Source organism: Paenibacillus sp. KN14-4R, from assembly GCF_052180255.1.
In the GTDB taxonomy this organism is placed as follows: domain Bacteria; phylum Bacillota; class Bacilli; order Paenibacillales; family NBRC-103111; genus Paenibacillus_AM.
Genome location: NZ_CP197466.1, coordinates 3,829,930 through 3,855,000 on the forward strand (window position 1 = coordinate 3,829,930; position 25,071 = coordinate 3,855,000).

The 25,071-nt window shown below is 44.5% G+C and carries 24 protein-coding genes, 8 tRNA genes and 1 rRNA gene (1 of these 33 only partly in view); 4 read left to right on the top strand and 29 right to left on the bottom strand.

Translation table 11 applies throughout. The features are described from left to right. Nucleotides 1-18: 18 nt before the first annotated feature. The 20 genes from ACSBOP_RS18855 to ACSBOP_RS18950 all read right to left on the bottom strand — a co-directional run bounded on the left by ACSBOP_RS18855 (nucleotide 19) and on the right by ACSBOP_RS18950 (nucleotide 19,404). Nucleotides 19-966, bottom strand: coding sequence for an ROK family glucokinase (locus ACSBOP_RS18855; RefSeq protein WP_442602041.1), 948 nt, complete (start codon nucleotides 964-966; stop codon nucleotides 19-21). A 173-nt stretch (nucleotides 967-1,139) separates the two neighbouring features. Further along, nucleotides 1,140-2,057 carry a thioredoxin-disulfide reductase gene (gene trxB / locus ACSBOP_RS18860; protein ID WP_442602042.1) on the bottom strand — a complete coding sequence of 306 codons (918 nt, stop codon included), beginning with the start codon at nucleotides 2,055-2,057 and terminating at the stop codon, nucleotides 1,140-1,142. 64 nt (nucleotides 2,058-2,121) lie between these two features. Next, a complete protein-coding gene (locus ACSBOP_RS18865) occupies nucleotides 2,122-3,852 on the bottom strand; it encodes a tetratricopeptide repeat protein (RefSeq protein ID WP_442602043.1) in 1,731 nt (576 codons plus the stop codon). A gap of 76 nt (nucleotides 3,853-3,928) precedes the next feature. Beyond that, nucleotides 3,929-4,882, bottom strand: a complete 954-nt coding sequence (locus tag ACSBOP_RS18870; RefSeq protein ID WP_442602044.1) for a ribose-phosphate diphosphokinase — start codon at nucleotides 4,880-4,882, stop codon at nucleotides 3,929-3,931. A 120-nt stretch (nucleotides 4,883-5,002) separates the two neighbouring features. Continuing rightward, the gene (gene hisJ, locus ACSBOP_RS18875; RefSeq protein ID WP_442602045.1) at nucleotides 5,003-5,809 is read right to left on the bottom strand and encodes a histidinol-phosphatase HisJ; all 807 of its coding nucleotides are present in this window, start codon (nucleotides 5,807-5,809) and stop codon (nucleotides 5,003-5,005) included. Nucleotides 5,810-5,821: 12 nt separating this feature from the next. Beyond that, nucleotides 5,822-6,517: a bifunctional phosphoribosyl-AMP cyclohydrolase/phosphoribosyl-ATP diphosphatase HisIE gene (gene hisIE, locus ACSBOP_RS18880; protein WP_442602046.1), complete on the bottom strand. Its 696-nt coding sequence runs from the start codon at nucleotides 6,515-6,517 to the stop codon at nucleotides 5,822-5,824. Beyond that, nucleotides 6,514-7,272, bottom strand: a complete 759-nt coding sequence (hisF, locus tag ACSBOP_RS18885; RefSeq protein WP_442602047.1) for an imidazole glycerol phosphate synthase subunit HisF — start codon at nucleotides 7,270-7,272, stop codon at nucleotides 6,514-6,516. The genes hisIE and hisF overlap by 4 nt, the downstream gene beginning before the upstream one ends. A 37-nt stretch (nucleotides 7,273-7,309) precedes the next feature. After that, nucleotides 7,310-8,044, bottom strand: coding sequence for a 1-(5-phosphoribosyl)-5-[(5-phosphoribosylamino)methylideneamino]imidazole-4-carboxamide isomerase (gene hisA / locus ACSBOP_RS18890; RefSeq protein WP_442602048.1), 735 nt, complete (start codon nucleotides 8,042-8,044; stop codon nucleotides 7,310-7,312). A 175-nt stretch (nucleotides 8,045-8,219) separates the two neighbouring features. Beyond that, the gene (hisH, locus tag ACSBOP_RS18895) at nucleotides 8,220-8,816 is read right to left on the bottom strand and encodes an imidazole glycerol phosphate synthase subunit HisH (protein ID WP_442604530.1); all 597 of its coding nucleotides are present in this window, start codon (nucleotides 8,814-8,816) and stop codon (nucleotides 8,220-8,222) included. Between the two features lie 31 nt (nucleotides 8,817-8,847). Continuing rightward, nucleotides 8,848-9,453, bottom strand: a complete 606-nt coding sequence (gene hisB, locus ACSBOP_RS18900; RefSeq protein WP_442602049.1) for an imidazoleglycerol-phosphate dehydratase HisB — start codon at nucleotides 9,451-9,453, stop codon at nucleotides 8,848-8,850. Between the two features lie 2 nt (nucleotides 9,454-9,455). Continuing rightward, the gene (gene hisD, locus ACSBOP_RS18905; RefSeq protein ID WP_442602050.1) at nucleotides 9,456-10,745 is read right to left on the bottom strand and encodes a histidinol dehydrogenase; all 1,290 of its coding nucleotides are present in this window, start codon (nucleotides 10,743-10,745) and stop codon (nucleotides 9,456-9,458) included. Between the two features lie 22 nt (nucleotides 10,746-10,767). After that, the gene (hisG, locus tag ACSBOP_RS18910) at nucleotides 10,768-11,406 is read right to left on the bottom strand and encodes an ATP phosphoribosyltransferase (protein WP_442602051.1); all 639 of its coding nucleotides are present in this window, start codon (nucleotides 11,404-11,406) and stop codon (nucleotides 10,768-10,770) included. Nucleotides 11,407-11,409: 3 nt separating this feature from the next. Then, nucleotides 11,410-12,618 (bottom strand): ATP phosphoribosyltransferase regulatory subunit, encoded by a 1,209-nt coding sequence (locus ACSBOP_RS18915; RefSeq protein WP_442602052.1) that lies wholly within the window; start codon nucleotides 12,616-12,618, stop codon nucleotides 11,410-11,412. 201 nt (nucleotides 12,619-12,819) lie between these two features. After that, nucleotides 12,820-13,302: an acyltransferase gene (locus ACSBOP_RS18920; RefSeq protein WP_442602053.1), complete on the bottom strand. Its 483-nt coding sequence runs from the start codon at nucleotides 13,300-13,302 to the stop codon at nucleotides 12,820-12,822. A gap of 3 nt (nucleotides 13,303-13,305) precedes the next feature. Next, nucleotides 13,306-13,956 (bottom strand): pyrophosphatase PpaX, encoded by a 651-nt coding sequence (ppaX, locus tag ACSBOP_RS18925; RefSeq protein ID WP_442602054.1) that lies wholly within the window; start codon nucleotides 13,954-13,956, stop codon nucleotides 13,306-13,308. 32 nt (nucleotides 13,957-13,988) lie between these two features. After that, on the bottom strand, nucleotides 13,989-14,921 hold the full coding sequence (gene lgt / locus ACSBOP_RS18930; protein ID WP_442602055.1) for a prolipoprotein diacylglyceryl transferase: 933 nt from the start codon (nucleotides 14,919-14,921) through the stop codon (nucleotides 13,989-13,991). A gap of 39 nt (nucleotides 14,922-14,960) precedes the next feature. Beyond that, nucleotides 14,961-15,902 (bottom strand): HPr(Ser) kinase/phosphatase, encoded by a 942-nt coding sequence (hprK, locus tag ACSBOP_RS18935; protein ID WP_442602056.1) that lies wholly within the window; start codon nucleotides 15,900-15,902, stop codon nucleotides 14,961-14,963. A gap of 152 nt (nucleotides 15,903-16,054) precedes the next feature. Continuing rightward, the gene (locus tag ACSBOP_RS18940) at nucleotides 16,055-17,179 is read right to left on the bottom strand and encodes an ABC transporter ATP-binding protein (protein WP_442602057.1); all 1,125 of its coding nucleotides are present in this window, start codon (nucleotides 17,177-17,179) and stop codon (nucleotides 16,055-16,057) included. Nucleotides 17,180-17,271: 92 nt separating this feature from the next. Then, a complete protein-coding gene (locus tag ACSBOP_RS18945) occupies nucleotides 17,272-18,366 on the bottom strand; it encodes a PucR family transcriptional regulator (protein ID WP_442602058.1) in 1,095 nt (364 codons plus the stop codon). A gap of 90 nt (nucleotides 18,367-18,456) precedes the next feature. Further along, on the bottom strand, nucleotides 18,457-19,404 hold the full coding sequence (locus ACSBOP_RS18950) for an MraY family glycosyltransferase (protein WP_442602059.1): 948 nt from the start codon (nucleotides 19,402-19,404) through the stop codon (nucleotides 18,457-18,459). A 149-nt stretch (nucleotides 19,405-19,553) separates the two neighbouring features. On the opposite strand from ACSBOP_RS18950, the gene ACSBOP_RS18955 reads away from it, so the two are divergent. The 4 genes from ACSBOP_RS18955 to ACSBOP_RS18970 all read left to right on the top strand — a co-directional run bounded on the left by ACSBOP_RS18955 (nucleotide 19,554) and on the right by ACSBOP_RS18970 (nucleotide 22,670). Then, nucleotides 19,554-19,952: a hypothetical protein gene (locus ACSBOP_RS18955; protein ID WP_442602060.1), complete on the top strand. Its 399-nt coding sequence runs from the start codon at nucleotides 19,554-19,556 to the stop codon at nucleotides 19,950-19,952. 4 nt (nucleotides 19,953-19,956) lie between these two features. After that, a complete protein-coding gene (locus tag ACSBOP_RS18960) occupies nucleotides 19,957-20,559 on the top strand; it encodes a gluconate 2-dehydrogenase subunit 3 family protein (RefSeq protein ID WP_442602061.1) in 603 nt (200 codons plus the stop codon). Continuing rightward, entirely contained in the window at nucleotides 20,556-22,130 is a 1,575-nt protein-coding gene (locus ACSBOP_RS18965; protein ID WP_442602062.1) for a GMC family oxidoreductase, read from the top strand. The genes ACSBOP_RS18960 and ACSBOP_RS18965 overlap by 4 nt, the downstream gene beginning before the upstream one ends. A gap of 210 nt (nucleotides 22,131-22,340) precedes the next feature. Further along, nucleotides 22,341-22,670 carry an MTH1187 family thiamine-binding protein gene (locus ACSBOP_RS18970; RefSeq protein WP_442602063.1) on the top strand — a complete coding sequence of 110 codons (330 nt, stop codon included), beginning with the start codon at nucleotides 22,341-22,343 and terminating at the stop codon, nucleotides 22,668-22,670. 86 nt (nucleotides 22,671-22,756) lie between these two features. On the opposite strand, the gene ACSBOP_RS18975 is transcribed toward ACSBOP_RS18970, so the two are convergent. The 9 genes from ACSBOP_RS18975 to ACSBOP_RS19015 all read right to left on the bottom strand — a co-directional run. Beyond that, a tRNA-Lys gene (locus ACSBOP_RS18975) sits at nucleotides 22,757-22,829 on the bottom strand. Nucleotides 22,830-22,844: 15 nt separating this feature from the next. Beyond that, a tRNA-Tyr gene (locus ACSBOP_RS18980) sits at nucleotides 22,845-22,929 on the bottom strand. 45 nt (nucleotides 22,930-22,974) lie between these two features. Next, nucleotides 22,975-23,050, bottom strand: a tRNA-Phe gene (locus ACSBOP_RS18985). Between the two features lie 36 nt (nucleotides 23,051-23,086). Further along, nucleotides 23,087-23,163, bottom strand: a tRNA-Asp gene (locus ACSBOP_RS18990). Nucleotides 23,164-23,180: 17 nt separating this feature from the next. After that, nucleotides 23,181-23,256 (bottom strand) — tRNA-Thr (locus tag ACSBOP_RS18995). Nucleotides 23,257-23,307: 51 nt separating this feature from the next. Next, a tRNA-Val gene (locus ACSBOP_RS19000) sits at nucleotides 23,308-23,383 on the bottom strand. 10 nt (nucleotides 23,384-23,393) lie between these two features. Then, nucleotides 23,394-23,471, bottom strand: a tRNA-Met gene (locus ACSBOP_RS19005). A gap of 31 nt (nucleotides 23,472-23,502) precedes the next feature. After that, nucleotides 23,503-23,594 (bottom strand) — tRNA-Ser (locus tag ACSBOP_RS19010). An 87-nt stretch (nucleotides 23,595-23,681) separates the two neighbouring features. Beyond that, nucleotides 23,682-25,071: ribosomal RNA gene (locus tag ACSBOP_RS19015) — 23S ribosomal RNA — on the bottom strand (it continues 1,536 nt past the right edge of the window).

Genomic DNA, 25,071 nt, shown 5'->3' on the forward strand with positions numbered 1-25,071 from the left:
GACACAATCGACCTGTTTCTAGAATAAATTCAAACCTGCCGCGCCAATTGCGCCAGCATCATTACCAAGCGTTGCAGCGACAATATCTACATCTGCCTTAAGTGGAGCAGGTGCATATTTCTCAAACGTCTGTCTGACTGGTTCGAACAAAAGTTCACCGGCATGAGATACACCGCCACCAATAATAAACCGTTCAGGATTAATAACAGCAGCTAGATGCGCCATTGAACGACCTAAATAGTAAGCAGCACGATTGACGATGCGAAGAGCAGCTTCATCTTGCGCACGCGCAGCTTCAAAAACGTCCTTCGCACTAATTTTAGGCAGTAGGGCAAGGCTTGTATGTTCACCGCGTTCAACTGCATTCGTGGCCATTCTTACAATTCCAGTTGCAGATGATACGGTCTCTAAACAACCGAACTGACCACAATTACATTGGATCGCCTCCATATCAGGAACCACACTCATATGACCCAGCTCGCCAGCCATCCCTTTGAATCCTTGATAAATACGACCATTAAGAACAATGCCGCCACCGACACCTGTACCTAGCGTGTAGCACACAAGGTTGGAAATTCCTTTACCTGCTCCACCCCACGCCTCACCAAGTGCAGCAACGTTCGCATCATTATCTATTTTTACAGTTTTACCTAACTTCTCTTCTAAACTTTGTTTAACAGGGACATCGCGCCAACCTAGATTTGCTGACAATTCTACAATCCCTTCACGAATATTGAGGAAACCTGCAATCCCAGCTCCAACTCCAGCAACTTGCTCCCAAGGATATCCCGCTTCTTCAACAGCCTTCCTGCAGTAATCTGCAATTCGTTCCAGCACGGCTTCTGTGCCTTCTTCAGCTGCTGTCGGTCCTTCATACTTATGGAGCAATTGACCTTGTTCATCGCAAAGGCCTACTTTAATACTCGTTCCACCGAGATCAACGCCAACGTAAATCTGATTAGCCATCTAATGTCACCTCAAAGAAATGTTATGTTCAAAATAATCCGGGCACCCCTTACACAGTTCAACTATAAGCCAACCCTGTGTCAAGGTCAAGGACATCCAAATGTGATCAATTTGCTATATAAAAAACGTGGAGCACCATCACATCCACGTTCTGAATAAACGATATTTCGATCTTATGCTTCAAGGAATCTTTCGCAATCAAGTGCTGCCATACAGCCGCTACCTGCTGCTGAAATAGCTTGACGGTATTTGGAATCTTGTACGTCACCACAAGCGAATACACCTGGAATGTTCGTTTCACTAGAACCTGGCTTCACAACGATATAGCCGTGCTCATCCGTCGTAATTTTTCCACCCAGGAACTTCGTATTCGGCGTGTGACCGATCGCCACGAAAATACCATTTGTTTCAATTACTTCTTCTTCGCCTGTAGCATTGTTACGAACTTTAAGTCCTGTTACACTCATACCATTTGCTTCAACAGCAAGTGGTGTTTTATCCAGGGCCCAAGAAATTTTCGGATTGGAACGCGCACGGTCCTGCATAATCTTGGAAGCACGCAGTTCATTTCTACGGTTAACAAGAATAACCTCAGAAGCAAATTTCGTTAAGAAGTGTGCTTCTTCCATTGCGGAATCACCGCCGCCAACCACGATAATCTTTTTGTTACGGAAAAAGAATCCATCGCAAGTTGCACAAGTGCTCACACCGCGACCCACATTTTCACGCTCATTCTCAATACCTAAGTATTTAGCAGAAGCACCTGTTGAAATAATAACAGTCTCAGCAACAAGCTCACCGATTCCTTCTACTTTCAATTTGAATGGACGTTCGCTGAAATCAACTTCGTTAACCCAACCTGTTTTGAACTCTGCACCAAAGCGTTCTGCTTGCTTACGCATGTTGCTCATAAGCTCAGGTCCCATGATGCCTTCAGGGAAACCAGGGAAGTTTTCCACTTCCGTTGTGGTTGTTAATTGTCCACCTGGTTCTGGTCCTTCAATAACAAGCGGATTAAGATTAGCACGTGCCAAGTAAATAGCTGCTGTTAATCCAGCAGGACCTGTACCGATTACGATTGATTTGTACATAGGGTACTTCCTCCTTAAAAAGAAAAGGGTTCCTTTTCATGGTAGTTGGATTATAGATCTATATCTAAAACTCCGGCCATAGAGCAGCCATTTTTTCTTTTAAGCCACAAGCCTCGTCAATTAATTTCGCATTTTTGCTTACGGTTGTAACCGTAGTGCCATATCGATCGGCGACTTCCTTATACGTAATCGCTTTGCGATGCATCTTGGCAATCCAATATTCAAGTGCAGCTGACCAGCCCTCAATCTTCGTGATTTTTGGCGTATGAGGATACACTCTGGATAGGAAATCCACCCATAGTGTCTCCAAATCATGCTGTTGTATCAGATCATAGTGCTTACGCATGTACTGATAAGCTTTTTCCATGACGGCCTGCCACTTTGGTTCCCATACTGGCAAATGTAAACCTAGTGAAGCATCCTTCACTTCACGTACTTTACCATCGATATGCGCTTCAATCGGACCTTCAACCCCAATTGACCGAAGGACGAATAAAGCAGCTTTTTTTACAGCATCTTCTTCATCAGGCTCTCGTACAAATTCAAGCAATGTTTGCTTAACCTCTTTATCTCCGATGAGGCCAAACGCTTGAATCACCTGCAGCTTCGTGTTGCGATCTCCGTGGCGCAGCCCCCAGAAGAAAGAGGAACGTACTAGCGGGTCTTCTTTCAGATGTTCTGAAATACCGTCAGTCGCTTTCTCGATCATACGGAACTGCTCTTCAAAAGGAAGATGATAATGATAATGCAGCTTCCCGAGCTTTCCTGCTTGCAACTCTTGCATTTGCAGTAAATAGAACGGAGCTACATCTGATTTCGGATCAAGTTTCTCAGCCTGATGCCACAAGCGCTTTGCCTCTGCATAACGCCCAATGTTACTTGCAGCTACTGCTGTATAATGATAGAGGCAAGGGTCATCGTTACCCTCGCCATACTTGATTAGACGCTTAAATAATCCATAAGCTGTTGTATGATCCCCTAGAATCCCCATCGTCGTAGCTAATTTGAACATATGATCAGGATGCATAGGCACTGTATTTTTCAACATGTGTAAAATCGTCTGAACCTCAGCTTCTTTACGTAAATGTTGACTAAAAATCGCTAAATTGCAAAGTCCATGCAAATTTCCTGGCTCAAGCTCTAACACTTCATGAATCGTATCGACAGCTTTGTCGAATTGACCCGTGTAATAGTAAGCCAATGCTAAATTGTTACGTGCCGCTAGAAAATCAGGGTGCTTCTCTACGATCGATTCTAGTGTACGAATTGCCTCACTGAAACGTCCTGCTTCAAGAAGTTCACGAGCATGATCATGCTCAAACAATCCTTCTCTAGACTTAATTCGAGTGACCTTTGGCGCACGTTCGAGTTCATAAGTCAGCATCTCTATCATCTCTTCTGACTCTTCAAGATACAATCCTCTCGGATCATTCTCTAAGTACTGAATGAGTGCCTTCTCTGCCAATTCAAATCGTTCCATATTCGCATAATTATTCGCCATGTAGAAATAACACTCGGTCGAGGCAGGATCAACCTGCTCCACGACTTGTGTTAAGACTTGATTGGATTCTTCATACTTACCCATTTCAGACAAAACACCAGCCAAATTGCAATAATTGATTGGGTTGTCTTTTTCATATTCAACGGTCCGGCGAAAGTACTTCAATGCCTTATCATAATGATATCGATCTAAGGACTGTACAGCCCTTTCGAAAAAGAAGGTGGCATCCATGCGAACAGGTATGACATTCGCTTTGGTCGTAGCAACATTCGCGGTGACACGCTTTTTTTTCATAACAAGGCACCTCCATCACTTTCCAGTATACGCCTTAGTATACCATACACCATTCCCTTGTAAAATCAGCTATGTCTTAGATTCCGCCGTATTTAAATAACGAGGAAATGGATCCACCGTCAGAGATAATACGGATTGCATCACTTAACAGTGGTGCTACAGATAAAACTTTGAAGCGCTCTGGATGCTCCCCAGAAATTGCTAAGGAGTCCGTAATCACGACTTCTTTAATATTCGGATGGTCCAGACGCTGTAATGCCGGTCCGGAGAAAACAGGGTGAGTGGCACATACGTATGCATCCTCAGCTCCACGTTCTTTAAGTCCTTCTACAACATTCACAATCGTCGAACCTGTATCAATCAGATCTTCAATAATAATGGGTGTACGGCCTTTTACGTCACCGATTACGTGTGTAATTACCGATTCGTTGTGCTCAGGACGTTTCTTGATCATAATCGCGAACGGAGCGTCAAGAATGTTAGCCATTTTCTCTGCTGTCGTTGCGCGACCCGCATCTGGAGACACGATAATCGGATTTTGGATATTTTTCTTGCGGATATAATCTGTAATTAAATCTAGTGCTGTCAAATGGTCAACTGGAATATTGAAGAAAGCTTGAATTGCTGGCGCATGTAGATCGATCGTAATTAAACGATGGGATCCAGCAGCTACAAACAAATCTGCAATTAACTTCGCAGAAATCGGTTCGCGCGGAGCCGCTTTTCTTTCTTGACGGGAGTAACCATAGTAAGGAATGACCAGGTTAATTGTTCTAGCTGATGCTCTCTTCGCTGCATCCATCATAATTAACAATTCCATCATGTGTTCGTTAATCGGATCACAGAATGTTTGTACCAAGAACACGTCACAATTCCGAATACTTTCCTCATAGCAACAGTAGATTTCGCCGCTCTTGAAACGGGATAGTTTAATTTTACCTAGCGGTTCGCCTAATTCGTCACAAATACGTTTGGCTAGTTCAGGGTTGGAAGACCCGGAAAAGATTTTTACTTGGTTTTGGGATGTCATGGTTACCTCCGAAAAATGGATTCCGCACGAAAAATCTCCCCAAGGGACGGGAAGACATTATTCGAGCATCGTTGTCATTTCATGTCACTTCAATTTTATTATACATGAAACTCATGTAAATTAAAAAGGAAGTAACCTTCTACTTCTTGAGCAAAATGTGGCAAGTTTCGTAAATCCGATATCTTTTAAGCAATTTTCTGCCAAATCCAAGTTCTCAGCTAACCGTTCTGGCTGATGAGCATCCGAGCCAATTGTGACAGGAATCCCAATCTGGTAAGCATATTCTAACATTTCTCGACTTGGATACATCGATTGTGCCTGATGGCGTAATCCAGATGCATTTAATTCAATTGCAACATCATGCGCTTTAATAATATCCAACGTTTCCCTCTCAAGTGAGCCCATATCTTCCGTCGACTTATAACCAAACCGCTTGATCATATCGATATGACCAAGAAAATCATACAGTCCACTCGCAGCCGCTTTCTGAACAGCATCATAGTACTGCCGATATACCGTATTCACATCACGGTTGTTCCATTCATCTAACTGTCGAAAGTCGGAAACGTCCCATTTTCCTAGAAAATGAACCGAACCAATGACATAATCCCATGGATAAGCTTTAATAATCTGTTCAATCTGCTCCTCATAGCCTTCGATATAATCACCTTCAAGCCCAACGCGAATCTCAATTTGATCTTTGTACTTGTCTTTTAGACGAAGTGCTTCCTCCACATAGCGAGGTAATTCTTCCATCGCCATCGCCATCTCTGGCAAATATGCAGCTGGATCAACATGCAAAAGCGGCATATGATCGGACAGACCAAGCTGAGTGAGTCCGATCGCAATGCCGCGTTCCACATATTGTTCGAGTGTTCCTACTGCATGACCGCAGCGCTCATGATGAGTATGATAATCTATGAACATTCGAATAGCCTCCTAGACTTTCTTCGGATTCAAATGGCGGTTTTGCAACTCTCGCATAACATCATCCAAAGGTAACTTCCGATCCCGCAATAAGACCATCAAATGAAAGATAAGATCACTTGCTTCGTAACGTAATTCATCATTGTCACTATTTTTAGCAGCGATAATGACTTCTGCTGCTTCTTCGCCGACTTTTTTCAAAATCTTATCGACGCCTTTTTCAAATAAATAGGTTGTATAGGAACCTACAGGACGTTCCATATCCCGAGAGGCAATCACAGATTCTAAGGAGGAAAGCATCGCAAAACGATCCCTGGATGTAGGAACATCAGCTTGATCAGATTGACCTAACTGCTCTTCAAGCTCAACTTTTCGATAAAAACAAGAATATTGACCCGTGTGACAAGCAGGACCTTTCGGATCGACTAATACAAGTAAAGTATCTGTATCACAATCATAACGAATTTCTTTGACCTGCTGCACATTGCCAGATGTTTCCCCTTTGTGCCAAAGCTCTTCACGGGAGCGACTCCAAAACCACGTTTCTCCTGAGGAAATCGTACGTTTAATCGATTCTTCATTCATATAAGCAAGCATCAAGACATCCTTCGATAAGATATCCTGCACAATCGCTGGAACCAATCCTTGAGCGTCATATTTCACATTGGCCACTTGAAACACGCCATTCGATTCTGATGATGTTGTCATCTTACTGCCACCCCTTTGCTGCGCAATTCATTTTTTACATCGTTAATCGTTAATTCTTTATAGTGAAAAATAGTTGCAGCCAACCCTGCATCTGCGCCGCCTGTTGTAAATACATCGTGAAAATGCTGCTTGGTACCCGCTCCGCCTGATGCGATAACCGGAATATTTACAGCTCTTGCAACTTCACTTGTTAGGCGCAAATCAAAGCCATCTTTCGTTCCATCTGCATCCATGGAAGTGAGCAGAATCTCACCCGCCCCAAGCTGCTCTAACTGTTTCACCCATTTCAATGTTGGAATGCCTGTTGCAACGCGCCCACCGTGTGTATATACTTCCCATTCACCCCAAGCCTCGTTGAACTTCGCATCAATCGCAACCACGATACACTGCGCACCAAACTTACGAGCACCATCTGTAACAAGCTCAGGGTTACGTACAGCTGCGGTATTCATCCCAATCTTATCTGCACCGGCTCTTAGCAAGCGGCTCATGTCTTCAACCGAGCTGATCCCTCCACCTACTGTAAAAGGAATCGTGATTTCACCTGCGGTTTTACGAACGACATTCACCATTGTTGCGCGACCTTCAATGGAAGCTGATATATCTAGAAACACAAGCTCATCCGCGCCTTCACGGTCATAAATAGCCGCAAGCTCAACCGGGTCGCCTGCATCGCGTAAGTTTACAAAATTAACGCCCTTAACTACCCGCCCATCTTTTACATCTAAGCAGGGAATAATTCGCTTCGTTAACATGGGTTGCACCCTCCTTTCAGTTGGTATCTTCATTTATTCACTTTCCAAGTTCAGCAAGTGCATCACCTAAGACAATCGCACCTGTGTATAACGCTTTACCCACAATCGCTCCACCTACACCCGCATTCGCATAAGCAGCAAGCGCAGTTAGATCGCTTGGACGGGATACACCGCCTGAAGCGATTACAGTCTGACCAGATACACGTGCCAACTCAACTATTGCATCCACATTCGGGCCTTCCATCATGCCATCTCGGGAAATATCGGTGAAAATAAACGTCTTCGCGCCATGCTCAGCTAGTTGAACCGCTAAATCCGTCGCTTTCACTTGTGAAGTCTCCAACCATCCACGTGTAGCGACATAACCATCCCGTGCATCAATGCCGATCGCAACTTGCTCCCCATACTTTTGAAGAACACGATAAACAAAATTTCGATCTTCAATTGCGGCCGTACCTAGAATGACCCGTGAAACACCTAATGAAAGAAGTCGATCGACATCCTCTTCTTTTCGCAGTCCACCACCGACTTGTACAGGTACGTTTACGTTTTTGGCAATCGTTCCGATCAATTGATCATTAACAGGATAGCCTGCTTTCGCTCCATCCAGATCTACAAGATGAATCCACTTCCCACCTTGCGCTTCCCAATCTTGGGCAACAGCAGCAGGATTATCGTTATATACGGTTTCTTGGTTATAATCGCCTTGCACAAGACGCACACATTTCCCATCGCGAATATCGATGGCTGGATAGATGATAAATGATGACATTATTTTGTCCCCCTGACTTCACAAATCGCCTCAAACAAGTTATTATATATACCCCTCTTTGTACACATCTTGTGTATAGGATGTGTACAGAAAGCTATTTCAAAATGATTTATACACAGGTATATCTACCTCAAAAACATTATCAACATGTGGATAAAAAATTTCGTTTCTATTCCTATCCACATATTAACGAATTGCTGCACATATCCACAAAGTTGCGAAGTAATCGCATCCCGAGTTCACCACTTTTTTCAGGGTGAAACTGCATGCCATACACTTGATTGCGGCCGACAATCGCAGTAACAGGCTGCCCATAATCGGTACTTGCCAGCAGATCGCTTTGCTCTTCGAGCAATACATGGTACGAGTGAACGAAATACACATGACCTTCTTCAATTCCTGTAAGTAAAGGATCCGACTTCGCAATCGCAAGCTGATTCCAACCCATATGCGGAACTTTCAAATCCCCACGAAAACGAACGACACGTCCAGGAAGCAAATTTAGTCCTTCGTGTGTACCATATTCTTCACTTGTCGTGAACAGCAGCTGCATACCTAGACATATACCAAGTAGCGGCTTACCTGTCTTCACATATTCCAGAACCACTTCATCTAATCCACTTTCACGTAACTGTGCGATTGCATCTCCAAAAGCTCCAACGCCTGGTAAGATTGCACCCTCCGCCGCTAAGATTTGCTGTGGATCAGATGTAATAAGCGCCTCATGTCCCAAACGTTCTACCGCTTTACTGACAGAGTGAAGGTTGCCCATCCCGTAATCGATAATTGCAATCTGCGTCACCTTACAGCACTCCCTTCGTTGAAGGCACTCCCTGTACGCGTGGATCTACTGTTGTCGCTTCATCCAATGCTCGTGCAAGTGCCTTAAACACCGCTTCGATCATGTGGTGCGTATTGCTTCCATAGTGCACGATAACATGAAGTGTAATTCGTGCTTCGAGTGCTAACTTCCACAGAAATTCATGCACCAATTGCGTGTCGAACGAGCCAACAACTTGTGTCGGATATTCAGCGCGATACTCCAAGTGTGGACGGTTAGAAATATCAATCACAACTTGCGCCAAAGCCTCATCCATCGGAACGAATACAGATGCATATCGCTTAATTCCTCTTTTATCACCTAATGCTTCGCGCAGTGCTTGACCTAAGCAAATCCCAATGTCCTCCACTGTGTGGTGATCGTCAATCTCAATATCACCTTTTGCATCCAGGTTCAGGTTGAATTGTCCATGTTTCGTAAAAAGGTCTAACATATGATTCAAGAACGGAACCGGGGTTTCCAATTCCACTTTCCCTTGTCCATCTACTTCAAATGTAAGCTTAATATCCGTCTCATTGGTCGTTCGCTTAATAGAAGCCACTCGGCTTGTTGGCATCGGTTCAGTCATTGTTACTCCCCCTCATTTCGCTCTTTGTTTAGTCGTACTTCAATTGCTCTGGCATGCCCTTCTAACCCTTCTGTGCGGGCTAATGTCATAATCATATCGCCATTAGCAAGCAACGCTTCACGACTATAATGAATGACACTGGATTTCTTTATAAAATCATCCACACTCAGCGGAGAAGAGAATCGTGCGGTGCCATTGGTTGGCAGGACATGGTTCGGTCCCGCAAAGTAGTCGCCTACTGGTTCGGACGAATATTGTCCGAGGAAGATCGCTCCCGCATTCTCGATGCGGGGCAGCAATGCGAACGGCTCGGCTACGAGCAGTTCGATGTGCTCAGGTGCGATCGCATTGGCGAGTCGCACCGCTTCATCGATCGTGGCGGTTAGCACGATCGCTCCGCGATTCGCCGTCGATTCAGCGGCGATATCGCGGCGTGGCAGCGCTTCGAGCTGCCGCGCGAGTTCCGCTTGCACCGCTTGTGCAAGCGGAAGCGACGGGGTGAGCAGCGTAGCTGGCGAAAGCACGTCATGCTCAGCTTGAGCGAGCAGATCAGCCGCGACGTACGTCGGGTCGGCTGAATCGTCTGCGAGCACGACAATGTCCGTAGGCCCGGCAATCATGTCGATGTCGACGACGCCAAACACGTTGCGTTTGGCTAGAGCGACATAAATATTACCCGGGCCGACGATTTTGTCCACCGCGGGAATGGACGCGGTGCCATACGCTAAGGCGGCGATGGCCTGTGCCCCGCCGACACGGTACACCTCCGTGATCCCAGATTCCGCTGCGGCAACTAGGATGTGCGGGTTAATCCCCGCACCACCCGCCGTTGACGGGGGCGTCACGATCACGATCTCGCTAACCCCCGCCACCTGTGCCGGGATGGCGTTCATGAGCACCGAGGACGGATACGCAGCCGTCCCACCGGGCACGTACAACCCGACCCGCTTCAGCGGTCGGATCACTTGCCCGAGTATGCTGCCATCCTCTTGCAAATCCATCCACGAGTTGCGCTTTTGCTTCTCGTGGTAAGCGCGAATGTTCGCGGCTGCTTGGCGCAGCGCTCGCACAAATTCGGCGTCAACCTGATCATATGCCGCCTCAAACTCCGCTGCGTCAACGCGCAGCGAATCAATCTCCACGCGGTCAAACTCCCGCGCGTAGCGAAAGAGCGCCTCATCGCCCTCTGCGCGCACCGTCTCGATAATGCGATTCACAGTGGCGTTCTGCTCTGGCGTTCCATACTCCACTTCCCGCTTTAACGAAAATTCGCTGGCCTGCACAATCTTCATCGACTTCATCCCCCTTTAGGTTCTAGCTCCGGCTCTCCACCGCCAACGATTGCTGCAGCATATCGCACAAACGCTGAATCTCCGCATTCTTCATTCGATAACTAACCCGATTCGCAATCAAGCGGCTTGTTATTTGGAAAATTTCTTCCATCTCTACAAGCCCATTCTCACGAAGGGTTTGCCCGGTTTCCACCATATCAACAATCCGATCACCTAGCCCAATTAGTGGGGCTAATTCAATCGATCCATTTAACTTAATAATCTCAACCTGCTGCCCTTTTTCACGAAAATAAGCAGCAGCAACATTCGGGTATTTCGTCGCAACGCGTGGATTAAGAACCGGCTTCCAATCTGGACTTGCAATGACCGACATCCGGCAGCGGGCAATTCCCAGATCGAGCAGCTCATACACATCACGATTTTCTTCCATCAGCACATCTTTACCGACGACGCCAATATCCGCTACGCCATACTCGACATAAGTCGGCACATCGACTGGCTTGGCCAGAATGAACTCCATCCCTGCTTCAGGAAAGGCGATGATCAATCGACGGGAGTCATCCGTTTCTTCTGGAATTGGAATTCCTGCCGCTCGAAATAGCTTGAATGCTTGTTTATAAATGCGCCCTTTAGGCATCGCAACCTTTAACATCTCTCCCATCGTCTAAACCTCCTCTATACAAGTGACAATCTCTTGGTAGATTAGTCCTTGATACATGTATTTCCCATCCTTAATTTGTAGATAAGATGCTACTGTTTCCAGCTCTGACAGTAACAGTGTCTGTACAAACACACCCGCTTCTGCTCGATATTCAGCCGCACATTGTAAAGCTGCCGCTCGATGTTTAACATCATAAATAATTAAGATTCGTTTCGGTTCCTGGATCGTATTCCTATCAATCACTTCTAAGATCCGATTCGTTTTTAATGAAAAGCCAGTTGCAGGAGCAGATCGACCGAACTGTTTTAATAAATTATCATACCGCCCACCTGAGCAGACCGGAAAGCCATGTTCTGCTGCATAACCCTCGAATGTCATACCTGTGTAATAGTCAAAATCACCAATCATCGTCAAATCGATCAAGACGTGCTGACTTACTCCATAGGCATCAAGCACCTGGCATATCTCACGCAAATGCTTAATTGATGCCTGCGATAGCGGGTCTTCGGTCATAACCAATGCCTGATCACACACTTCTGCCCCACCGCGCAGCCTCAATATATTCATCAATTTTTCTTGGACATCGCTCTCTAATTGAAGCTTGCTTAAAATGTCCCGAAAACCTACATAATCCCGGTACAGCAAGCAATCTTTCAGCGATTGTTGAACCTCAGTTAGCCCCACTAACATTTCTTGAAAGAAACCATGCAAGAATCCCACATGACCTAACGCGATTTTAAAAGTTTCCACCCCTGCAGCCTGCAGAGATGCAATCGCAAGTGCGATCACTTCCGCATCCGCATCGGGTGAAGCATCCCCAACAAGCTCAACACCTGTTTGATAAAACTCAGCCCCGCGTCCTGCTTCTACTTCCATCGCTCGAAATACATTCGCATGATAGGAGAGTCGAATCGGGAACGCCTCCTCTTTTAACATGGAAGACACCACACGCGCGATCGGCGTTGTCATATCCGAGCGCATCACCAAAGTTGTTCCATTTCGATCAAGTAATTTAAACAGCTTTCGATCCTCCGTCGAGGAGGCTTTGCCGACTGTATCGTAAAATTCCAGTGTTGGTGTAATAATCTCTCGATAGCCCCATCGCTCCATACAATCCAATACTTGACGTTCAACCTTGCGCATCTGCACAGCAGCCTCTGGCAAAAAATCTTTCATTCCTGCAGGCTTTTCAAATACTTTCGGTCTAGACATCTCGTTCACCTCAAAATCTATTTTTTGATTCATTTTATTATCTATTTTCACACAAAACGCTTTAGTTCACTACCAAGTTACCATACTACCAAAATGAAGTTATCCGTTATTTTATCACTTCACTATCATGGCGTCAATTACTGAAATTATGAAAAAAAGAGAGCAGGATATTCCCCACTCTCTTTGGTCAATGAAATTATATCACCCTTCACGTATCACCCTTAATGGATTTCCAGCAACGAAGCTGCCTGCCTCAACATTTTTATGAACAACAGTTCCCGCTCCAACAACTGCCCCATTCCCAATGGTAACGCCTGGCAGAATCGTGCAGTTCGCACCAATCAATACATTCGAACCAATATGTACTTCACCTAATCGATATTCTTTAATTAAATATTCATGAGCCAGAATCGTCGTGTTATAACCTACAATCGAATTATCACCAATCGTAATTTTCTCTGGAAAAAACACATCTACCATCACCATCAGGCCGAAGGCCGTATTCTTACCGACCTTCATACCTAACATGCGACGATATATCCAATTTTTAAAAAGCAGGAATGGCGAATAGCGAGCTAATTGGATCCAGATGAAATTTTTCATCCCTTTCCATCTGCTAACCGTATGGTAAATTTGCCACAATGCATTTGGACCCTCTACTGGATATCGATCTACATTTCTCAATTCTTAAGCCTCCGTAACTCCCGCTATTGGCAAAAGCTCTCGCATATCATCGATGATGTAGGTTGGGTGATATTTTTTTAAGTATTCCGTTCCCTTAAGAGACCAATTTACAGCCACTGTCTTTAATCCAGCACGCTGCCCAGACTCTATATCATAATGCGAGTCTCCCACCATGACAGCTTCTGTCTCACCTTCAAGACCTAAATTACGAAGTGCCAATAAAATACCTTCTGGATGCGGCTTGGCTTGCTCAACATCATCCACCGTAATCACTGTATCGACATACTTATCAAGTCCACAAAGTTTGAGGCCCATTTCCGTTGTCATTCGAACTTTACTCGTCACAATCCCGATTAACACACCGGCTTCTTTTAAAGCAGCAAGAGTCTCTTCCACATGTGGAAAGGCCGTTACGAAATCATCATGATTCACTATATTAAATGTTCGATAGGAAGATACGATCTCTTCGACTTCATCTTGTTCCGTAAAATAGCGCATTTGCTCATAAAGAGGTCGACCCATATGAGGAATAAGCAATTCTCGTGTATAGGGTATGGGTGTTTTGCCTTCTAGTGCATGAAGAAAAGAGCGAATAATAAGTTCATTGGTATCTAAAATGGTTCCATCTAAATCAAACAGCATTGCTTTTATCATGATCTGCCTCATTTCTGTATGATGTACATTCTCTATGAGTTAGACTGATCCACAGTATCTACTTTTGGTGCTTTACTCGAAACGATAGGGTCTAAATAACGCTCACTTGCATAGCCTTTCTTTCTTCTCACGATAATTAATACAATCGCTACAATACAGATCAGAATCGCTACAAGCTGCGAAATACGAATGTTACCGCCATATGTCATCGCTCCAGCTTCGAATACAAGCTGCATCGGTGACCACATTGCATCCATGATTGATGCTAACCATGTAGGCCCTGTAAAGGATAGAGAGTCCGTGCGTAAGCCTTCAATAAAGAATCGACCGATTGAGTACCAGATGAAGTAACTCATGAACAATTCACCGGCACGAAGGAAAGGTCGTCTGCGCAGCCAGAAAAGAATAAGAATCCCGATCACATTCCACACCGATTCATATAAGAATGTCGGATGATGGAAGGCTCCATCGATATACATGTTATTCACAATCCAATCTGGTAAATGCAAGGTATGACGAAGGAAAGATTCCTCAACGGGTCCTCCATAAGCCTCCTGATTGACGAAGTTCCCCCAACGACCTATCAACTGTCCTGCAATCAGTCCTGGTGCACATATATCGACAATTCGCCAGAAACTGTATCCTTTTGCTCGAAAATAAAAATAACCTGCGATAAGCGCACCAATCAGGGCACCGTAGATTGCAATTCCGCCCTCCCAAACTGCAAATATACTTAATAGGTTATCTTTATAGTTGTCCCATTGAAAAGCCACATAATAAATCCGAGCGGCAATAATAGCCGAAGGTGCCGCAATAAGCAGCATATCCATGAAAAAGTCAGGATTGATTTTAAAACGTTTACCTTCTTGTATGGCTAATAATAATCCGATTAAAGCAGCCGCACCTAGAATCACTCCATACCAGTGAATGGATATCGGCCCTATTGATAATGCAATCGGGTTCATTCAATCCTTGCCTCCTAATTAACTTTTCAGATCCAAATCTTAATCCACGTCTTCCATATCTTCTGAGATCGTTTCCGTCAATTTGTTCGTAAATTGCAGAGCCGCATTGTAACCCATTCGTTTCAAACGATAGTTCATCGCCGCAACTTCAACAATGACTGCAAGATTTCGACCTGGTCGAACAGGGATCGTCACGAGTGGAACATCCGTATCAATAATCTTCGTTGTTTCTTCATCTATTCCTAATCGGTCATACTGCTTGTCCTGCTGCCAGTTCTCTAGTCTCACCACAAGTGCAATTTTCTTTGCTGTACGAACCGCACCTGCGCCAAACAATGTCATCACATTGATAATACCAACTCCACGAATTTCAAGGAGATGGCGAATTAACTCTGGTGCAGTCCCCGTTAATACTTTATCTGCGGTCTGGCGAATTTCGACCGCATCATCTGCAATTAGACGATGTCCTCTTTTGACTAACTCTAGTGCTGTTTCACTCTTACCAATCCCACTAGACCCCGTAATCAGCATACCAATACCGTATACATCTACGAGTACCGCGTGGATTGTCGTACTTGGTGCCAGTTTATTTTCGAGGAGACCTGTGATTCTAGAAGCAAGAATAGTCGTCTGCATGTTGCTTCGCAATACCGGTAACTTGTTCTTCTCCGCTTCCAATAACAATTCCTCTGCTACTTCTAACCCACGTGTAATAATAATGCACGGTGTATCCGGAGATTCACATAACATACGTGATCGTTCTCTACGCTCTTCTTCTGTGAGCGTTGCAAAAAACGTTACTTCTGTCTTTCCTAAAATTTGCACACGCTCATTCGGATGATAGTTAAAATACCCTGCAATTTCCAAACCAGGTCTATATAAATCTGCAACCGTAATTAGGCGATTCACACCTTCTTTACCGCATACGATTTCTAAATGAAGCTGACTGATCAAATCCGATACTTTTACTTTTTTAGACATCTGATATCGTTCCTTTCATGGTCCAATACTTCCATCCTAATAGAATTAAGAATCGAAATCAACATACAAAGCCGCGAGGATCACCAAATCATAGAATATACAAAAGAACCTAGGGGCATATTTGCCACTAGGTTCTCATTACCTAAAAGAGATTAGGCATTGTATAAAATTGAGCTTGTCGTTTCTTTATCGAAGAAATGCGCTTTGTTCATATCAAGAGCAAGCTTCGCGTTTGTTCCTTCTTTAAGCGTAGAACGACCGTCTACACGAGCAATGATCGTGCCGTTACCTAGACCATTTAGGTATAAGTACATTTCGTGACCAAGGTTCTCAGAAACCTCGATTACTGCGTTTACAATTGTATTCGGGGAAGCTTCCATAAATACTGGCTCATCATGGAAATCTTCTGGACGAAGACCAAGAACAACTTCTTTATTTGCATAGCCTTTATCACGAAGAATTTGCGCTTTACCTGCTGGAATTTCTACGTTCACATTGCCAGAGGAGAAGTAAAGAGCGCCGCCTTTATCAACTAGAGAACCTGTAATAAAGTTCATGGAAGGCGATCCGATAAAACCAGCTACGAACATGTTCGAAGGTGTGTTGTAAATAACTTCTGGGGAAGCCGCTTGTTGGATAATACCTTTATCCATAACAACGATTCTGTCACCCATTGTCATCGCTTCGATTTGGTCATGCGTTACGTAGATGATTGTTGTTTGAAGACGCTTGTGCAACTTCGCGATCTCAGCACGCATGTGAACACGCAGCTTAGCATCAAGGTTGGAAAGAGGCTCATCCATCAAGAATACTTGCGGCTCACGAACGATAGCACGTCCTAAAGCAACACGTTGACGTTGACCACCGGAAAGTGCTTTCGGCTTACGATCAAGCAAATGTTCAATATCTAGAATTTTAGCTGCATCACGAACACGTTTGTCGATGTCAGCTTTTTTGAATTTACGTAATTTCAAACCGAACGCCATATTTTCATAAACGTTCATATGTGGGTACAAGGCATAGGATTGGAATACCATCGCAATATCGCGGTCTTTTGGTGCCACGTCATTTACAAGACGATCGCCAATGTATAATTCACCTTCAGAAATTTCCTCAAGTCCTGCAATCATACGAAGAGTTGTTGATTTACCGCAACCTGATGCTCCTACAAGAACAACGAATTCCTTGTCTTGAATATCTAAGTGAAAGTCTTTAACTGTTGCTTCATCATTTCCGGAATATTTCTTTACGATATGGTTTAAACGTACGCCTGCCATTATGCTCTTCCCCCTCAAATTTCTAGTAAATTAAGTACAATTTCATCTTAGCGTAAACGTATTCATATGACTATGCACAAAGCCTACAAAATTTAGCGCCTCCTTTTGTTCACTTTGTACAAAGCCATGCACATTTTCACCAAAACAGCGTCACTGAAGGTTCGAACATCCAGCCCAACCTCCTGTTTAAACTTATCCAGCCGATAAAGAAGCGTATTTCGATGAATGTATAACTTCTTAGCAGTCTCGCTTACATTACAATCCATGACAAAAAACTGCTCCAATGTCGACAATGTTTCACTATCTAATACACTTTCATTCCCTTTCAAAACATCATGCAGAAAGGTTGATTTCTGCTCGTCTGAAAGCTGGAACATCATCGCTTCAAAATGCAGCTGCCATGACATATGCACACGATTCATTCCATGAAAGGTACGTCCAACCGTTATCGTCTCACGCAATTTATGAATGGAAGCAATTAGTTCCACATCAGGGATACATGGGTATGCGATCGCAATACTACATTCAAGCCCCCACTCTGCTTCCAACATTTCATGCAACCCCGACCCGATATCCGAAAGTTCTTCCTCAATTGTTCCTGACCCTTCCGTTAGTTCATTGCCTTTGCTTGCAAGAAGCTCTTCGGATGCAAGAATAAGCCATTCCTTTTCCAGTAATGGCAATAATATAATTTCCCCGCTAAAGAATGAATCTAACAACTTTTGAAAAGAATGATGTGTCACTTCTTGTGACGTGTTATCCATACTTAACAGCAATGGAATACGATTTTCTTGTAATTGAAGGGGGATGATCAAAGAATTCGGCATCTCAGCTTGATGCGATCCCTTTTTCAATTGATCCAACACCCATATTTGCAGTTCATTTATAACTTGCTCTTCTGTCTTGACCCTGCTTGCCTGCTCAATGGCAGAAGAATTGTTAATACGCCGTATCATGAGTTCAATTAATGCTCGTTCAGTATGCGATAAGGTTGTCCCTCGTACAGTTAGCACTAAAATTTCATCCCCATGATGTTCCAGAAAAAACAACTCATTTTCGGCTGTATCGATATTATCATTATTTTTTTGGTCGCCATACATTTCCCAGTTAAACTTTGTTAATAACTCAAGCCCAACTGACCGTTCCAAAATCGTCTCCAATTGTTCCCTTATCTGTTCCCAGTTCATAGGGCCACTCCTTGCTTGTGATCGACTTTTTCATATTTTATCACGTTAACCAAGGGATGGACAGTGAATGCCGTTATTGCATCTGGGAACTTATCTCTTGAGGAGTACGATGATGATGGATAGCAGAGCAAATACGATTCCAATCAAATATAAAAAAGATACCGTTTGCCGCTGATTTAATCCCCACTTCATTAAGCTGTGATGTGTATGAAGTTTGTCAGCTTTATGCAATCCTTGTCCTTTAAGAAGACGCCGCATAAACACAATCACCGTATCTAGAATCGGGACGCCTAAAGCCAATACGGGTACAAATATGGACAAGATAGTTGCACTTTTATAGGCCCCATCTATTCCGATTACGGCAATGGAATAACCTAAAAAAACTGCACCTGCATCCCCCATGAATATTTTGGCCGGATAGAAATTGTACGTTAAAAAAGCAAGGCAAGATCCCACTAATACCCCTGCTAACATCGCTAATAGCGGCTCATTCATTAAGGCTGCAATAATAAATAAGGTAAAAGATGAGATCGTCACAATACCTGAAGCAAGGCCGTCAACCCCATCAATAAAATTAATCATATTCGTAATTGCGAATACCCATATCACCGTAGTTAACCATGCTAACCACTGTGGGAAAATAATCATTTCGTCTAACTTCCAATTGGACATGCCTGTGATTTCAATTCCATACCAGATTGGTACCGTCGATACGACACCATAGATGATAAGGCGTGGCCATACAGGAAAATCCTTACCTTTTGTCTTAAACCAATCATCTAAGAGGCCTGTCAGCATTAAGATCGTGCCACCCAGCATGATCGCCTGAGCGGCTGGGTATGATCGAATAAAAATAAGGATGGAAGCCATACAGCCTAAATAGATCGCGACACCACCCATAAGTGGGATCGGATCATTATGAATCTTACGCTTTGAAGGGCGATCCACGAATCCGATATGCATCGCATACTTCTGAAGCAAAGGCACGATTAAGAAGACAATTGTAAATGAAACAAACAATGGGAAAATCATATGCATCGCTTCCGAACTCCTTTCTGCCGCGAAGGGAATGCAAGAAGTAGGTTTTCCTAAACAAAAAACCTCCATACAAAATGAAGAGTTGGAAATATTTAAAGCAATAATTGGAGATAAATAGAAATAGCACAATTATACATGTTAAAGGAGTGATGATATTGGTTTGGGATCATTGGCAGCTCGCACGTTGTATTGTTCTTTTTGTTGCGATTGCCTATTTGCTCATCGGCATTCAAGTAACGATGTCACATTATCGGCAGAACTTCTATCGCAGAGTCATGTGGGCACCGGTATTGTCCTCCCCGATCTATTTTATCGTCGGACTGTTTCTAGCCTTACTGGGTCCAATGTGGTTACTGCATACTTTTCACGTTTTAATGTGGATAGCTTTACTAAGTGGAATTGTAGGCTTTTATTATCATTTTCGCGGTGTAGGGCTCAGAATTGGTGGATATGCGCTACGAAACTTTCTAGTAGGTCCACCTATTATGATGCCCTTAATGTATGCCGCGATGGGTGCACTTGGCCTTCTGGCCGTATATTGGAGATGATGATATGGTAAAAAATAACGAAATACATTACCCCATGTATGATGTCATGTCACAGCAGCAGCATTGGGACGAGCATACACGTTCAATCGTCACATCTAGACTGCTAAGGGAAGATCAGTTTCATTTTCTAAATCTCATTGAGATCGAAGTACTACGTGCCTGGTGCTCGCGCTTAATGGACGATGATCGAAGTGACATCATAACGTACATTTTAGGTCATATTGATCGATCACTATTTGAAAATAAAGGAGAAGGACAACGAAAAGCACATGTTCCTCCGGCTCCTATATTAATTCGCACAGGTTTAAATGATGTAGAAGATTTATCTCTGTCTCTTCATAGCAAGCATTTCTGGGAAATATCAACTGAGATCCAGCAAAACTTGATGAATGACATTAGTGAAGGCAAAGGTCAGCAAGGAGATGAGCACATGCGTGTCCCTCCCAAAGAATTCTTCCAGAAATTATTAATATGGACTGTTGAAGCTTATTACTCCCACCCTAAAGTATGGTCTGAGATCGGTTATGGGGGACCTGCCTATCCACGCGGGTACGTTAGACTCAGCCATGGCCAGGCTGATCCTTGGGAGGCAACGCGTAAGCCATGAATTGGAGATATGAGAATGAAGAAGTTGATATCGTCATCGTTGGAGCTGGAGCTGCAGGTGGTGTACTAGCCAAAGAGCTTAGTGAAATGGGTATGAGTGTCGTTCTATTAGAAGCTGGTCCAATGCGTGATCCCCAGCATGATTTTGCAAGTGATGAACTCGCTATGCAAACTTTAGGTTGGCAAGAAACTAGAATAGTAGATGGACAACATCCGTTAACGATGGGGCATAATAACAGTGGATATGGGGTTGGCGGAGGAACACAGCATTTTACTGGTGTATTTTTACGTTTCCATGAATCGGATTTCAAAACACGTTCTATTGACGGCGTAGGTGAAAATTGGCCCATCCATTATAAAGATTTAGAGCCCTACTATGCCAAAATAGAAAAAGAGGTCGGAGTAGCAGGCCCTCGTCATTTTCCTTGGGGAAATTTCCAAGGGCCCTATCCTTTACCTGAACGTGACTTCTTAAGTCCGAATGCGGATATGTTTCGACGTGGCTGCGATAAGCTTCAGATTCAATCTGTTGTCTCCCCACTAGCCATTCTGACTGCTCCTTATGAAGGAAGACCTCCCTGCATTAATCGAGGATTCTGCAATCAAGGTTGTATGCCCAATTCCAAATTCAGTACATTAATTGTACACATTCCTAAGGCAATCAAAGCTGGCGCCGTTTTACTTACGGAATGTATGGTCAATCAGGTGCAAGTCGGAGCAGACGGTTTAGCGAAAGGTGTCGTATTTATTCATAATGGGATTGAGTATGCACAAAAAGCAAAGCTTGTTATTCTTTCTGCTTATGCGGTAGAGACACCTCGTCTATTATTGAATTCTGCAACTTCGCAATTTCCTAATGGATTAGCAAATAGCTCGGGGTGGGTAGGGAAAGCAATTATGACTCACAGTTCTCATGATGTATATGGAGAGTTTCAAGATGAGATTCGGTTATACAAGGGTACTCCCGTACTTGCTACAACACAGGATTTCTATGAGACCGATACGATTCGATCATATGCTAGAGGTTATACCCTGCATTCGCATGGAGCTCGCCCCGTATCCGCAGCAAAGGGAATTATGGAGTCTGACAGCCAGTTTCTATGGGGAAGTAAATTACGTGATGCGATGTTTAATTATAACTTTTATGGACGAATCACGATGGTTGGAGAAGTGCTCCCGGATGCGAATAACAGAGTCACAATTAGCGATGAGAAGGATAAGTTCGGAATTCCTCGTGCTAATGTCTCGTTCAGCTATGGTGAAAATGATTTACGTTTAATTGATCATGCTGTAGAAAATATGAAGTCCATCATTCGTGCAGCCGAAGGAACGGTTAAATATGTCGTACCCGACACCGCACATCTGATGGGTGGCTGCCGTATGGGAGATGACCCTAGTACATCAGTTGTGAATTCTTATGGACAAACGCATGACATTCCAAATTTGTTCATTTGTGATGCCAGCATCTTCGTCACATCCAGTGGAGGAAATCCGACGAATACCGTGATGGCTCTAGCTGCAAGATCAGCAGATTTCATTATTGAGCAAGCAAGTAAGCAGGAGCTTGGCTAGACGACAGCCTTCTCCTGTCCTGAACCAATTCTTCTGCTGTTAAATCATTCACATATAGCTTATAAACTTCATCCAGATTCACCTTGCCCCCCTTTAACTCTATCCACGATTTAGTCCCATATAAAGTTGCAGTATTATAGAAAAAAGTATGTTAGATTATAGTTCGTACTGTTTTTATAGACTGAGAATGAATGAGGAGGTATTTCTTACATGGCAATCGCAGAGGTTACTATTATCCCAATCGGTACTGGCACAACAAGCCTAAGCTCATATGTTGCTGATATGCAAAGGACTCTGTCTGAACAAACAGGAATCACTTACCAGCTTACACCGATGAGTACAATCATTGAGGGCCCGTTAGAGCGTTTATTAGAGGTAATCGGAGTTCTTCATGAAGGGTGCTTCGTCAGTGGCGCTGCGCGTGTCTCTACCTCAGTAAAAATCGATGATCGTAGAGATAAGGCGGCATCTTGTGAACAAAAAATGCAGTCCGTCAACCAGAAGATGCAATTAAAGACCGATCCCATTTCCAACATTTAAACCATCAGTAACAGCGTAAATCTATCGCACAGCACTTGTCTTTTTAAAAACAAAAAAAGACCTCAATTGAGGTCTTTTTATCTGTATGAGCCATGAAGGACTCGAACCTTCGACACCCTGATTAAAAGTCAGGTGCTCTACCAACTGAGCTAATGGCTCTAATGGTAATAGAAATGGTGGAGGCTGATGGATTCGAACCACCGAACTCGAAGAGAGCAGATTTACAGTCTGCCGTGTTTAGCCACTTCACTAAGCCTCCATATAATCAGTATCCCGAATTTATTCATCCGTTATACAAAAAAAATGGTGGCTCGGGACGGAATCGAACCGCCGACACGAGGATTTTCAGTCCTCTGCTCTACCGACTGAGCTACCGAGCCATAATATTCAATTAAGCTTGTCCATAAGTAAATAAATGGCGGAGCTGACGAGATTCGAACTCGCGGTCTCCTGCGTGACAGGCAGGCATGTTAGGCCTCTACACCACAGCTCCAAATGCAATTTATTTAATGGTGCCGTCGAGAGGACTTGAACCCCCAACCTACTGATTACAAGTCAGTTGCTCTACCAGTTGAGCTACAACGGCATATTGTTTTCTTCTAGTTAAGCAAGCGCTTCACTTTTAGAAATAAAAAAATGGTGGAGGCTAACGGGATCGAACCGCTGACCCTCTGCTTGTAAGGCAGATGCTCTCCCAGCTGAGCTAAGCCTCCGAAATGATATTGGTAGCGGCGAAGGGACTCGAACCCCCGACCTCACGGGTATGAACCGTACGCTCTAAACCAGCTGAGCTACACCGCCACGTTGATTAAGTTTTAGAGAAGAATAGAACTGGCGGAGAGAGAGGGATTCGAACCCTCGCACCGCTTACGCAGTCTAACCCCTTAGCAGAGGGTCCCCTTATAGCCACTTGGGTATCTCTCCAATTAATGCTGCTAAGTACAATGCTTATTCATTATACAGGGTTTATTCCCTGAAAACTAGTAGCTAAACGAAGGTAAATCATGGTATTTAGATAAGCCCTCGACCGATTAGTATTGGTCAGCTCCACACATTGCTGCGCTTCCACCTCCAACCTATCAACCTCGTCGTCTACAAGGGGTCTTACTAATTGGGAAATCTCATCTTGAGGGGGGCTTCGCGCTTAGATGCTTTCAGCGCTTATCCCCTCCGTACATAGCTACCCAGCGGTGCTCCTGGCGGAACAACTGGTACACCAGCGGTACGTCCATCCCGGTCCTCTCGTACTAAGGACAGCTCCTCTCAAATTTCCTACGCCCACGACAGATAGGGACCGAACTGTCTCACGACGTTCTGAACCCAGCTCGCGTACCGCTTTAATGGGCGAACAGCCCAACCCTTGGGACCTACTTCAGCCCCAGGATGCGATGAGCCGACATCGAGGTGCCAAACCTCCCCGTCGATGTGGACTCTTGGGGGAGATAAGCCTGTTATCCCCAGGGTAGCTTTTATCCGTTGAGCGATGGCCCTTCCATGCGGTACCACCGGATCACTAAGCCCGACTTTCGTCCCTGCTCGACTTGTAGGTCTCGCAGTCAAGCTCCCTTATGCCTTTGCACTCTTCGAATGATTTCCAACCATTCTGAGGGAACCTTGGGACGCCTCCGTTACTCTTTAGGAGGCGACCGCCCCAGTCAAACTGCCCACCTGACACGGTCCCTCTACCGGTTATACGGTAGTAGGTTAGAACTCCGATACGATCAGGGTGGTATCCCAACGTTGCCTCCACCTAAGCTGGCGCTCAGGTTTCAAAGGCTCCCACCTATCCTGTACAGATCGTACCAAAGTTCAATATCAAGCTGCAGTAAAGCTCCATGGGGTCTTTCCGTCTTGTCGCGGGTAACCTGCATCTTCACAGGTATTAAAATTTCACCGGATCTCTCGTTGAGACAGCGCCCAAGTCGTTACGCCATTCGTGCGGGTCAGAATTTACCTGACAAGGAATTTCGCTACCTTAGGACCGTTATAGTTACGGCCGCCGTTTACTGGGGCTTCGGTTCACAGCTTCGGATTGCTCCTAACCACTCCCCTTAACCTTCCAGCACCGGGCAGGCGTCAGCCCATATACTTCGCCTTACGGCTTCGCATAGACCTGTGTTTTTGCTAAACAGTCGCTTGGGCCTTTTCACTGCGACCCCCTCGAGCTATTCACTCTACCGGGGTACCCCTTCTCCCGAAGTTACGGGGTCATTTTGCCGAGTTCCTTAACGAGAGTTCTTCCGCGCGCCTTAGAATTCTCTTCTCACCCACCTGTGTCGGTTTACGGTACGGGCACCTTGACCTGACTAGAAGCTTTTCTTGGCAGTGTGAAATCATGACCTTCGGTACTTTAAATTTCCCTCCCCATCACAGCCCAGCCTTATGATGTGCGGATTTGCCT